Origin of the sequence: Lutibacter sp. (assembly GCF_033723435.1) — a bacterium.
Taxonomy (GTDB): Bacteria; Bacteroidota; Bacteroidia; order Flavobacteriales; family Flavobacteriaceae; genus Lutibacter.
This window is the reverse complement of the sequence record NZ_JAWVXC010000003.1, coordinates 265180-277714: the sequence shown is the minus strand read 5'-3', so window position 1 is coordinate 277714 and position 12535 is coordinate 265180. Positions and strand designations below refer to the sequence as shown.

Below are 12535 nucleotides of genomic sequence, written 5' to 3'. Positions count from 1 at the left end.
ACTATTAGTTACACCATTTACAAGACCTTTAACTCTAGTACTTCTTTTTGGGGAAACTTTATTCGTTTTTGGGGAATTGATTTAAGCACCTTTTAAAATATCAGTTATATTATTTAAATCAATTACACCACCTTTAAGACTATAAGTAGTTCCACTACCTGTACCTTGCTTTTCTATTACTACATCTACAAGCTTATCTATTAAATATCTTACTTGCTCTCTATTTAAATCATTATCGAAAGCAGCAACGAAATCTTTCATTTTAGCCACAGGATTATCTTTAAGCACATTGAGTACTCTTTCTAAATCTATAATCCTAAAGCCACCTACTTCAGAAGCAGTATTTTTAATATCGAAATACTTATCTGCCAATACATACTTTTCACTTGCAGAACCACCTGAACGTTTAATTAATTCTTCCTGTTCTAATTCCTGAAGCAGTTGTGCATTGATGCCTTCTGATTTTCCTTCTTTGATATTATGCAGTGCAATAGTTTTGAATGTCCCAATAGGATTCTCTTCACCACGGTCTGCTTGTAACTGATACATGAACATTGCAAACGCAGGATCTTCCATTGCAGCCTTTAGTGTGAGCTCTACTTGAAACATATCTGATTTTGAATAATCTGGACCTGGTTTCCCCTCGGCTAATGTTATTCTATAAATTTTATCAACCCCTTGGCCAGAGCGTTCTACCAAACCCGTTTTTTCTAGAATTTGCGCCAATAATCTACTTCTAGGTGTACTGTTTGTAGTTAACAAGTTATCTAGATTTACCCCTTTAGGAAAACCACCTGCGTTAGTTATCGTCATTTGCTCTGGTGATTGTTTGATAACCACCTCACTATTTATGGTATAATCTCTATGTGCAATAGCGTTTAGTACTGCTTCTCTTACTACTTCTTCATTAAAATAGGCTATATCAAACTTATAGGGATTTTGGTTTATTTTATGGTCTAGATTACGCGCATTGAGCTGTTTCCAAATCTCATCTATCCCAACAAATAAGGGTTTTAAATAAGTATATCTTTTATCAAAATGCGTTTGCTCTAGCGTTTTACGGTATTCTATATTTACTTGGGCATTTGGAAGATACTTCTTTAAAGCCTCTTCTTTAGCCAAAAGGATTAGTGCCGCATTGGTAAGTCCTTCATTAGTCAACAAATCTAAATCCTTTAATAGTTGTTCTGTTGGTAATTCTTTAAAGTCAGGATTATTTTGTTTTAGCGCATATTTTTCTTTTAAAATCCTTACCGCCGTTTCGTCAATATCATTTAGTGTAAGTTCCGGACATATTTTTGCAGAGAAGTCAGGTTCTTTTTCCATTACAATTGATGCATACATCTCTTCGTTCATGCGCTCTAATCTGTCACCAACTCGCATTAATGGTACGTCATCAAAATAGAGCATTTTGCCTACAGGTCTTGAAGGGATTTCAATTAGTATAACACGATTATTATGTTCATCAAATAATTCACTAATCTTAACTCTAATAGCTTTATCTCTATAAATATTTTGTTCTAATTGACCTATTCGACCAATGTAAGCTTGAGAATTCACCAAGGTGTATGGCTTTGTTTCTTTTATTCCAAAAGCAAGTATGCCACCACCTTCATTTGCTAATGCGCAAACATACCCTAATACTGATTTACGGCCATTATTATAGTTATATTGATTTTTAGCTTCCTTGAACTCAATTTTATCCTCTGATTCTTTCAGTTTTATGAGTTGTTGTATTGTCATTAGATTGAATTTATTATTGACCTAATTTTGTAAAAACTGCTCTTGAACCATCACCAAATTGTAATGTCATTTGGTTATTTTCAAAACACCATATCGTGATATCTTGATACCTTGATTCTGCTTCTGTAGCATTTAAATTATCTATTTGAATTACCGGTAATCCTTCTGGCGCATTGACGACTGTTGGAATCCCTTGCCACTCATAGTTTATTCCTGGATTATTGCCATTTACACTGTTCAATGTAAAAAATGACAGTCCTCTTTGGATTCTTTCATCGTATTGGCGCACATAGAAATCTATGATATTATTCCCCTCTGTGTAGCGCCATAATCCTAATATTTGAGTAAGTAATACTTCCATTAGTTTTTATCTTTTGGTGGATTAGGGTCGTTACCGTGACTGTCTGGGTTTTGAATACGCCCATCTTTTCTATGCGGTATAAGTTCTGAACCTTCAGATCTGCTTTTTTGGCGGCTCCAGTCCATTGCTTCTTTTTTGGTTTCGAAATGTTTTGAAGCTCTTTGTGCTTTTTCTCGTTTTGAATCCCAACCTCCTTCTTTGTTGGGTACTACGTGTCTTTCTTTTCTTGGCATTGTTTGAAATTTTATAATTATTCTTTTACTCTAATTTTCCCAGTTAGCAACTGTTGCATGAGCCCATGTTTTTGTTTTTTTAGTTGTTGCAATTGTTGTTGTAAGGCATCTATCTCATTGTCGGCAGCTGTTAATACTTCTGCTATCTTTTGTTGTTCTTTTAAACTAGGAAGACTAATCTTATAAGGATTGATATGCTTGTTATTTATTTGTGGTATGGTAGACGTATCTGCTATTCTACATAATTTTTCTCTAAATATTTTGTAAAACAAAAACTCTGTTGATACTTTTTCACAAATAGGTGTAACAGCCATTAAGTTGCTATCCATATGCACTTCACATGAAGCTATTCTTATCTTATTATTTAAAATTGCCGCTCCTCTTTTAGGAAAAATTATACTACCCTTTGAAACTAAATTTGTGCTCTTGTTTGAATAAGTTCTACTTGCCAATTGATATTTCGAACAATTATTCAGGTCTTCTACTTTCAAATATGGATATTGTCCATCATCAACAAACTTATGCTTGATTGGGCTTTCACCACTTGTTATTGATACAATCTTTTGCATTTTAACCTGTTTCCACTCACCAGTAAACCCAGATAATCTTTTTTTACCTGTGAGCAATTGCTGCATCAAACCCCTTTTTTGTTCTTGTTTTTGAGCAATTAATGCTTCTTGCTTATTTATAGCCACATCCCAAGTCGCTAGAATCTGCGCTATTTTTTGTTGTTCTGGTAGTGGTGGCAACACTATTTTAAACTTTTGGATGTTGCCTTTTGAAATACCATACACTTTACTGCCTGTAGCAATGGTCTTTAAAGCCTTTTTTACATTTTGGTTTTTAAAAATATAGGTTCTAAAACCAGGGACCGTTTTATTTTTTAAGTCCCTTAATGCAAAGGTGTGCAAACCACTAATTACTATTTTGCCATTTAGGTTTTTCATTTCAATAGCCTCACCAACCCCTTCGTAATCTTCTGATGCATCTGCTATAATTACATCACCATCTTTTAAATACTGGATGCTATTTGGTAATTCTACATCTTTATTTAACCTTGGTACTTCGGTTTCAATTTCAAAATCAAGTATCGGTTTTTTGTATGTTGCGTGGATATCGCCATAATGGATATAAAATACCTCGTTCTCTTCATCATAATTTAATTGATTACGTGGAAATGATGTTGTATTTATAAACTGAAACACCTCGCTAATTTTAGGCGTCGTCCAACCATCAGGAATCACTCCCAATTTGGCATCTTTATGGACTTTTGTCGGTGTTATGTCGGTGTTGTGCGTCATTATAGCTTGTGTTTTAATAGTTGATATAGTGGGTACAGTTTCTCAAAATCTTTCATAATTGTACTCACTATATTTTGCTCTGAAATGGCTTTATCGTCTGGTTGGTACTCTCTACCAATTCTGTAATAATATCGTCTTGGGTTATCTTTAAGGGTAAACTCCTTTAAATCTTCTTCATCTTGAAACTCGTTTACATGAACGTACTCATCTGCTATGGTTACCGTAAATTCTTTATTTAAAGCTTTTACTAAATTGAAATAGTTGGTACTGAATTTTGGGTTTGTTTTTAATTGCTTTCTAATAAATTCCCTATCTGGATAACTGCCGTCTCTTTTACCTACTCGCAACTCTACCCATAGGTGGTTTTTAGTAATTAATACCTCTAAACGCATGTGGTAAAGCGATGTCATGTTATCACCATACGCATTTTGGTAGGCTTCCAATTCTGGTTCGCTACGTCCATAATGCAACCAAATAGCGGTAAGCTCTTTTGATGCGCGCTCATTGTGCATATAGGATGAGGTGATATGTTGTGACATGTGGTGCTCATACACCTGCCAACCTCTTTTTTGCATTAGTGGATATAGCTCCTGATGTAGCTCTAACAATTTTTCTTGAACCACTAATCGTTCTTTTCTAGCTTCTGGTGAATCTGTTATAGGTTTTGTTCCTGTAAACGCATTATAATGCTCAAATTGAAAAAACTGACCTGAAAAGTTATAGTCCGATAGTTTTCGTCTTCCTTTAGAAACGCCTGTTTCGTTTTTAAAGCTTTTTATTTTTGCATTTAAATTAGCCTCTAAATCCCGTCTTGCATTAAACATGACGGTATACTCGTCTATAAAATCTTGCGTTAGCACCTCTCCGTGTTTATCGAAGTAGATATCGAACCATTTTATGAGTTCTTCAACCGTATCTTCATCCTCAACTTTAACAGACATTTCTATATTACGCTCTAACCCCCCTTGGGTGCAATTACCAGAACCTATATAAGCTAGCCAGCTATCATCTACCCTGAACATATACACTTTTGGATGAAAAAATTGCCCTTTTATATTATGCACTCTAGCTTCTACCTTATTATCAAACATTTTTTGCAATGCTGATGGTTGCGTAGGTAAGTCTATACCGACCAAAACCTGAAACAAAGCGTCTTGGTCTCGATTATCAAAAAGAGACAAGCCAAAGTCCGTAATCATAGCTGAAGCGATGAGAATTTCATCTGCTCTTTTTATGATTCTTTCGAATTCGGTTTTAAGTCGTAATACTTTTTTCATAATCCAATTTTATAAACAATCGCAATCCGGTTCTTCATCTACTGTTAATTTGTAAGGTAACTGGCACGAGTCCGTGAAATCCTTTTACCTACAAACCTCCAACCAATTTCTATCTGCATCATACAGGTTAATTTCTATATAGCCTGTGCCATCATTACAATACCCTGCATCTACGATGTATCTATTGCCTTTATCATCCACAGCATTTACCTCACAAGTTTTGCAGGTATCGCATATCATGGTTTTCACATGCTCTATAATACTTTTGTTTTCACTCATAGCCCAAGCTCTTTTAAATAACTATCCATTTGTCCGCGCACTTCTACTAGTTCATTTTCCAATCTTTCAATCTCTTGTTGCGTAGCCGCAATATCTACAGGTTCTTCTTCCTCGAAGGTATCTACATAGCGCGGAATGTTGAGGTTGAAATCGTTTTCAGCAATTTCATCGATGGTTGCTAAATGGCTGTATTTTTCTATTGCAGCAAACTCTTTAAAGGTGTCTACAATTTTGTTGATATCTTGTTTACGCAGGATGTTTTGTTTTTTACCATCCTGATATTCTTTACTGGCATCTATAAACAGCACCTTATCTGTTGTTTTGGCTTTGTTAAAAATTATAATTGCAGCTGGAATACCTGTGCCAAAAAAGAGATTGGATGGTAACCCAATAACAGCTTCTAAAAAGTTTTCTTCTATTAGTTTTTGACGAATTTTACCCTCGGCACTTCCCCTAAACAGTACGCCATGAGGTACAATAACCCCAACTTTACCCGTAGGCAACGCCGTTTCTATCATATGCAATATAAATGCATAATCCCCTTTTGATTTAGGTGGCACTCCCCTTAAAAAACGCTTGTAACGGTCAGTTTCGGCATTTTCATGCCCCCATTTGTCTAAACTAAAGGGTGGATTTGCCACTACAATATCAAACTTCATCAAACTGTCATTCTCAATAAGTTTAGGATTGTTAATGGTATCGCACCACTCAATTTGAGCCGAGTCCATACTATGCAGGAAACAGTTCATTTTACTCAATGCCCAAGTATCTCCATTGGATTCTTGACCATACAATGCAAAATCGTTTGTTGGATTGCCGTCGCTATCCTTGACTTCTTCTGCTACTTTGATTAATAAAGATGCAGAGCCGCAGGTAGGATCGAAAATGCGATTTCCTTCTTGAGGGTTTACTAATTTTGCTAGCAAGCTAGACACTTCTTTAGGGGTAAAAAATTCACCGCCTTTTTTACCTGCTCCCGATGCAAATTTTTCTAACAGATACATATAGGCATCCCCTAGAATATCCTGCTTACCATCCCAAAGTGATGGACGGAAATCCAGTTCTGGTTGTGCAAAATCGTTAATCAAGTTTTTTAAACGACGGTTTCGGTCTCTGGTTTGACCCAATTTCTCCGAATTAAAACTAATGTTGCGAAATACACCATCTAGTTTTTCAATGTTTTTTTCCTCAATTTGCCCTAGAACTTTATCTATGATGCCACCAATATCTTGATTATCCCTGTTTTCATAAATGTATTTGAATGTGCAGTTTTTAGGTAAAATAAATCGCTCCCTGCTTAACTTACGTTGAACAAGCTCTTCATTATCACCATACATTTCCTTATACTCTTGATAGTGATCTTCCCATACATCACTTAAGTATTTAATGAACATGAATACCAGGATGTAGTTTTTGTATTCTGAAGAATCAAATGCCCCTCTAAAGGTATCGCAAGCATTCCATAGTGCTGCATTGATTTGGTCTTGGGATGGTCTTTTATTTGTCATTTTTATGTGAATTATCTTTTGTTAATATGATTTAGCAATTTGGTGTTTATTAGAGCTTCTCTATTTTCCAATAATTTTGCACGCAAGTTTTTTTCTACAATTGCCAAAGCACCTAATGCCGCTATTTGCCCTTGCTGTTCTATACTGGGCAATTTAATTGGAATATTTTCTACTACTTTACGATTAACCGTAGGCGTGTAGGTACCTGTTAAATTTTGTTTGATATAGTTTTGAACTGGTGACTGGTTAATGTACCACGCAATATAATTTGGGTTTGCTTTTGAGCGGTTTACCTCAATTACAAACAATGCAGATGAAGCTATATACCTACCTTGTAAATTATTTGAAGAGAAGGCGACTGCATTGTTGTTCTGGCCTTTAGAAATAAATAAAATATCACCATTTTTTAAGATGTATTTTTCTTTTATACCTTCTGCAGACACCCTGTAACATTCGTCACCAATGACTGTGTAGTCGTTAATTAGGTCTTTTAACTGCACCACCTTTAACTCACCATTAGGATCATCCTCAATCTTACCCCTAAACGAGTATCCTGAAGAAATCCCTTGACCTTGTAATATTGTTTTTAATGTTGTATTTTTAATTTGCATAAATAATTTACATAATTACTATACTGCAAATATACATAAAATATTTATATACGCAAATTTAAAATTGCATAATCATTATACTGTAATTTATAATTGTTGTTTAACAATCTATTACCTATACTTTGTTTATCTAAAGCGAAATGTATAATTCATCAGAGTTTCGTCAACATTAGAAAAGCAAAACAATAAACTTTAAGTATTTATGTATTACTTAATCATTTTTAAATTAGGACATAAGCACTACATTTTATTTTAATGCTTTCAAGAGCAATAAGAACTTCTTTTAAATCAAGCGTTTCGTTTTGAAATGTCACTATTCTGTCAACTTGATTATATGCCCTTTGATAATATTTTGGCGTTTCCCACTTTTGTGGTTTAAAAGGGTCGAAAGCTAGATCAATAAAACTAACACTTGATTTGCCTTGAAATAAACGTTCTATGCGTTCGTCATAATGCTCAAAATGATTTCGTATATCTCTACCGGCAATAATACTGTTTTCATCAACACCCAGCAGTTCTCTTAACTCTTTACCTCGTTCTTGGCTTTTTTTTGAACTGGGCCAAAGTATTTTAGAAACATTTGCAGTTGCTCCAAGAATAGATTGAATTGAACACCAAACTTCAATGTGGTCAAAATTTCCAGGATCTATAGGTAAACGGGTTGCTGCTTGTTGGGCAATTTTTACCTGAAAAATTATTTCGCTTAAATAAACTGAATAAGCAAACTCTTTCATAACATTTTATAAAATGGTTGACACCGTTAAAATTAATTAAATTAAGTTCGTTTATCCACACTTTCCTTATCAAAAGCAATCAAATTGAAGAGTTACTCGTCTCGTTTATATTTCAAATTAAGGAACTCGTGAATGTTTAACTACGTTTATCCTTACTACTCGAATCAAAGCTTATCAGGTTAAACATTTGACGCATTCTGGAACGAACTCTGTTTCCATATCTTTCTTCTAATTCTTGTGCGTTTAAATTTGTACTTCTGGGAGCCAACGATTGTGGGGAAAAGTAAATCCAAATGTCAATGTATGTGATGTGCCATTGTACAAAATTCCTAACTAGTTAAGTTAGTGAATTAATTGTTATAACCATGCATTCCTCTCTAGAAGATTGCATGGTTTTTAAATTTAATTTTACTGAGGGTCAAACCAATCTGGTTTCTTTTCTCCTTTTAAATAATATCCAAACCAATCTGAAATACGATTCGTTAAATCAGATTGTGTTTCATTTCCAAGAAAGGCGTGACCCTCTTTAGGATAGATTAACATAATATGTTCTTTCTTTAATCTTCTCATTGCCAAATAAAATTCCATCGTTTGATTCGGGTTCACCTGTGTATCCTCTTCTCCAGCATATGATAAAAGTGGTGTTGTTACTTTTGAAACAGCATGGATAGGAGAATTTCTTAAGTATCCTTCCATATCCTCAAACAATGATTTTCCCATCCTCATTTGGAAGTGTTCGAATCGCCATGCTTTTGGTTTTTTATCACTCCAACATAACGATAAATAGCTACTATTGAAATCTGACACCCCGGCCCCAGCTACTGACGCTGCAAAAAGATCTGTTTGTGTTATAATAAAATCTGTTTCATAACCTCCAAAAGAACTCCCAATCAGTCCTAGCTTTTTTTTATTTATAGGAGCACTTTTAAGAGCAGATTTCGTTGCAGCAATTACACAATCTGTAGCAGAAAAACCTGGTCTTCCTATCTCATAAATAATATCTGGCAACAAAACAAAATATCCCTGACTTGTAAAATTGGATATATTGAATCCAGCTCCTTGATTTAAGAGGCTCGGATTAACATATTTATGAATATTTCCTGTTTGCCTTTCATAAATATGTACTACCATTGGGTACTTCTGCAATGGATTATAGTTAAAAGGATAAAATAATGCACCCTTTAAGGATACTCCTTTTGAGATTTTATATTCAATAAGTTTGGAAATCCCCCAACCGTAATGGTAATGTTGTGGGTTGCTTTTAAAAATAGATTTTGCTTGAGCATCCCCTTTTTTGACAAATAGTGTTGGAGGTTCATTAAAATCTTCTTGAACAAACATAAAATAGTTGGTTCTTTCTGCTTTATGCAAAGCGCTTACCAATTTTGGCTTATAGGATATCAATTGCAATAGTTTTTTTTTATCTAAACTAGCATAACCAGAATTACTATTGTCAATCGCATTTACCTTTAGTAATAAACTACTATTCAGATTGACAATTTTGGCTTTTGAAGTGATTGCATAAGGATTCCAATATGAAGTCTCTGCTAGCCTAAAAATTTGTTGACTATTCCTTCCCTGAGTCCATTTTTTAGAAATCCCTTTTTTATCCAATGAAAATTCCCAGATATCAAATTGGTCATAAAGTAGTAATGATTTATCTTTTGTTGTCCATCCCAATATTCCATAAGGGCTTGGCTCACTCGAATAACTGGAATTATCATAAAAAGAAATTTTCGTTTTTTCTGTGATATTAGTATGTGTTTTTTTTGAAAAAGAATACACCCACCAATTAGCGTCTTTAAAATAAAGAATATACTTACCTCCAGGAGACATGGCTAAATGACCTATTGCATCTGAAAATTGTTTCAGAAACAACGTTTTTATACCTGTTTTTAAATCCAATAAATAATAATCTCTATCAGCATTTTGCTTAAAAGAGGGCTTATTTTTGTCTTGGTTATATACTAAAGCTAATTTCTGATTTCCATTAAGTATTGCAGAAGGATGTATAGCATCTCCAACTGATATAAATTTCCCAGTTTTTGGCCACCAAGCAGCAAGCCTCGGATTATTTTCAGATTTGCCATAGGTATTCCATATAGGGTATACATCTTTATCCTTAGTATTCCATATCTGTACACCTGAATTTTTGTTAATACCACTTACTTCAGGTATTCTCTTAAATTTAAAAAACACACGCTCACCATCCTCAGATATCCCTAATGCTGATTTGAAATTTGCTTCTAAAACCATTTCTTTTGGCCAAGATTTTTCTGTTAAAGTATCGTATTGATACAATTGCTTACTGTCAATCCTATAATACAATACAGTACTAGCTGTAAAAGCTTCGGCATCAATTGATCTACCAACAAAAACGATTGATTTCTCTTCTCTATGCCAAACCACGTTTTCAAATAGTTCAATATTGCTATTTATAATGCTTGTTTTAACAATCTTTTTTCCAAATTGTAGCAAACCGACATTAGCACTAATTGAATCAGATGCGCAAAACACTAGTTGGTCTTTCTTAGGACTCAAAGAATAGGAAGTAACATTTGCAATCGTTTCCAAAACAGTACCATGTACGTTTTTGATTACTATCTTTGTTTTACTCTTACTGGTACTACAAAAAAGCAAGATATATTGACCTTTATTTATCAATTTGAAATGTTTAACATTACCCACTTCTTGTATTTTTCCAGTAAGTAGATTTTGTAATTGAAATCTATCTTTAGGCAACATATATCCAAACCAAGTATCTCCTATAAATTTCCCATCAAACCCTTTTGCATAAGCGAAGGTTTTTTTTGTGGTTGTATTTTTTACAAAAAGCGTATCCAACCCTGATTCATATGAAAGAGCGTAACTCACCCACTTTCCGTAATCTGAAATGCTCTCTGCACTCAAGACACTCCACAATTTATACTCTTCAGGCAGGAGTTGTTTTGTTTTTTTAACCTGCCCTATTACCGGACAGGTTATCAAAAACAACATAAAATTAATCCAAACAATCTTGAAGTTGCTATCTATGAAATCCATTAGTACCCTTGATTTTGAGGTTGTAGATTCGGATTTAGCTTCAATTCAGTTTCTGGAATTGGAAACAATACATCATGGGAATCCCAACCAGGTTTTACCATTGACAGAACCTCATCAACCTTGTTAAATCGTTTCAAATCAAAAAATCGATGTCCAAACTCTGTAAATAATTCTAATCTTCTTTCTTGAAGAATAGCATCCAAGATTTCGTCTTGTGAAAGTGTCGTGGTATCCTCTAAACCAGCTCTATTTCTTATTTTGTTTAAATCTTCTTTGGCTCCTAATAAATCTCCTAAATGAGCCCTTGCTTCTGCTCTTATCAGATACAACTCTCCTAAACGAAAAACAATAGAATACTCTACAGAAGAACCTGTATTGGAACTTTTATATTTAAACGGATGATACCAAGTAGTACTACCATCACTAACTGCTTTAGTCCAATGAATTTCTCTTTGATCATTAGGGTCAAATGCTGCCATAAAATTAGCACTCAATGCCGATAATGGTGGCGGCCCAATAGTAAAATTAAATGTCTCACTTTCCAAGGTATTACCACCCGAAAACCCTGGGGCTAATTGCCAAATAGTTGAAGTACTTTCTTTCAGAAAAACTTTATCTAAATCTTGTTCGTATACATATAGCCCTGTATTGTTAATTACTTCTGATGCTTCAATAGCAGCCTCACTCCATAGTCCAGCGTACAAATTCACTCTTGAAAGTAGTGCATAAACGGTATATTTATTAGGACGAACACGTTCCGTAGAAAAATAATCTTCTGGTAAAAGTTGTATAGCCTCTTCCAAATCATCTTTGATATTATTGTATATAGTGCTATCAGGTACTCGTACAGCAATACTATTTTTCTCATAATCCGTAGTGGTTATATATGGAATATCCCCAAATAGGTTTGTTAGATAAAAATGAATTAAAGAACGAACAAACAAGGCCTCTCCCCTTAATTGCTTACGGTCGGCAATCGGCAAGTTGACAGAATTCTCTACCCCCTCAATAACAGCATTTGCAGCATAAATTTGGTTATAACTAGTATCCCATAACCTTTTTACATCAGCATTAGATGCAATTAAGGAATTATTATAAAACACTACTGCTGCATTTTGTGAACTTCCATAAAAGTCTAGTTCGTCTGCATAATTACCCAATAAATGAGACAACCCTGTTGCTGAACCAGTTAGTAATCCCGCATCTCGAATTTTCGAATAAATATCTGTCATTGCTGCATTTGCAGTTGTTTTTTCTTCAAAAACTCCGTTAGAAGTTAATTGTGAGCTTGGCAGGTCTATTTCTACAAAGTCATTACAGCTACAAATTGACAAAGTAACCACTAAAATGATTATTACCAGAACGACCAATCTCCAAATAATATCCTTGTGATACCTTGTATTTAATTTATTGTTATTAAAATTTTTCATGGTTTATTTTATTAAA

11 protein-coding genes and 1 pseudogene are annotated in these 12535 nt (G+C 34.3%); all 12 read right to left on the bottom strand.

The window, feature by feature from the left end:
* Nucleotides 1-81: 81 nt before the first annotated feature.
* On the bottom strand, nucleotides 82-1743 hold the full coding sequence (locus R3342_RS07115) for an ATP-binding protein (protein ID WP_318939330.1): 1662 nt from the start codon (nucleotides 1741-1743) through the stop codon (nucleotides 82-84).
* A 13-nt stretch (nucleotides 1744-1756) separates the two neighbouring features.
* Complete coding sequence (locus R3342_RS07110) at nucleotides 1757-2032, bottom strand: hypothetical protein (RefSeq protein WP_318939327.1); 276 nt, start codon at nucleotides 2030-2032, stop codon at nucleotides 1757-1759.
* Between the two features lie 71 nt (nucleotides 2033-2103).
* On the bottom strand, nucleotides 2104-2337 hold the full coding sequence (locus tag R3342_RS07105) for a DUF2188 domain-containing protein (protein WP_318939326.1): 234 nt from the start codon (nucleotides 2335-2337) through the stop codon (nucleotides 2104-2106).
* Between the two features lie 17 nt (nucleotides 2338-2354).
* On the bottom strand, nucleotides 2355-3638 hold the full coding sequence (locus R3342_RS07100) for a restriction endonuclease subunit S (protein WP_318939324.1): 1284 nt from the start codon (nucleotides 3636-3638) through the stop codon (nucleotides 2355-2357).
* Nucleotides 3638-4915, bottom strand: a complete 1278-nt coding sequence (locus R3342_RS07095) for a phospholipase D-like domain-containing protein (protein WP_318939323.1) — start codon at nucleotides 4913-4915, stop codon at nucleotides 3638-3640. Before R3342_RS07095 ends, R3342_RS07100 begins: the two co-directional genes overlap by 1 nt.
* 84 nt (nucleotides 4916-4999) lie before the next feature.
* A complete protein-coding gene (locus tag R3342_RS07090; RefSeq protein ID WP_318939321.1) occupies nucleotides 5000-5155 on the bottom strand; it encodes a hypothetical protein in 156 nt (51 codons plus the stop codon).
* A 35-nt stretch (nucleotides 5156-5190) separates the two neighbouring features.
* A complete protein-coding gene (locus tag R3342_RS07085) occupies nucleotides 5191-6702 on the bottom strand; it encodes a type I restriction-modification system subunit M (protein WP_318939319.1) in 1512 nt (503 codons plus the stop codon).
* Nucleotides 6703-6713: 11 nt separating this feature from the next.
* Nucleotides 6714-7313, bottom strand: coding sequence for a restriction endonuclease subunit S (locus tag R3342_RS07080; RefSeq protein WP_318939317.1), 600 nt, complete (start codon nucleotides 7311-7313; stop codon nucleotides 6714-6716).
* A gap of 221 nt (nucleotides 7314-7534) precedes the next feature.
* Nucleotides 7535-8047: a hypothetical protein gene (locus tag R3342_RS07075; protein ID WP_318939314.1), complete on the bottom strand. Its 513-nt coding sequence runs from the start codon at nucleotides 8045-8047 to the stop codon at nucleotides 7535-7537.
* Between the two features lie 136 nt (nucleotides 8048-8183).
* Nucleotides 8184-8303, bottom strand: a pseudogene (locus R3342_RS07070) (ATPase); the annotation flags it as partial.
* 152 nt (nucleotides 8304-8455) lie between these two features.
* A complete protein-coding gene (locus tag R3342_RS07065; RefSeq protein ID WP_318939313.1) occupies nucleotides 8456-10588 on the bottom strand; it encodes an alpha/beta hydrolase family protein in 2133 nt (710 codons plus the stop codon).
* A gap of 500 nt (nucleotides 10589-11088) precedes the next feature.
* Nucleotides 11089-12519, bottom strand: a complete 1431-nt coding sequence (locus R3342_RS07060) for a RagB/SusD family nutrient uptake outer membrane protein (RefSeq protein WP_318939311.1) — start codon at nucleotides 12517-12519, stop codon at nucleotides 11089-11091.
* Between the last annotated feature and the right edge of the window lie 16 nt (nucleotides 12520-12535).

What these genes read in the sequence shown, in the direction of transcription:
- R3342_RS07115 (WP_318939330.1), bottom strand. Translation starts at nt 1,743, where the DNA reads ATGACAATACAACAACTCATAAAACTGAAAGAATCAGAGGATAAAATT.
- R3342_RS07105 (WP_318939326.1), bottom strand. Translation starts at nt 2,337, where the DNA reads ATGCCAAGAAAAGAAAGACACGTAGTACCCAACAAAGAAGGAGGTTGG.
- R3342_RS07100 (WP_318939324.1), bottom strand. Translation starts at nt 3,638, where the DNA reads ATGACGCACAACACCGACATAACACCGACAAAAGTCCATAAAGATGCC.
- R3342_RS07095 (WP_318939323.1), bottom strand. Translation starts at nt 4,915, where the DNA reads ATGAAAAAAGTATTACGACTTAAAACCGAATTCGAAAGAATCATAAAA.
- R3342_RS07090 (WP_318939321.1), bottom strand. Translation starts at nt 5,155, where the DNA reads ATGATATGCGATACCTGCAAAACTTGTGAGGTAAATGCTGTGGATGAT.
- R3342_RS07085 (WP_318939319.1), bottom strand. Translation starts at nt 6,702, where the DNA reads ATGACAAATAAAAGACCATCCCAAGACCAAATCAATGCAGCACTATGG.
- R3342_RS07080 (WP_318939317.1), bottom strand. Translation starts at nt 7,313, where the DNA reads ATGCAAATTAAAAATACAACATTAAAAACAATATTACAAGGTCAAGGG.
- R3342_RS07075 (WP_318939314.1), bottom strand. Translation starts at nt 8,047, where the DNA reads ATGAAAGAGTTTGCTTATTCAGTTTATTTAAGCGAAATAATTTTTCAG.
- R3342_RS07060 (WP_318939311.1), bottom strand. Translation starts at nt 12,519, where the DNA reads ATGAAAAATTTTAATAACAATAAATTAAATACAAGGTATCACAAGGAT.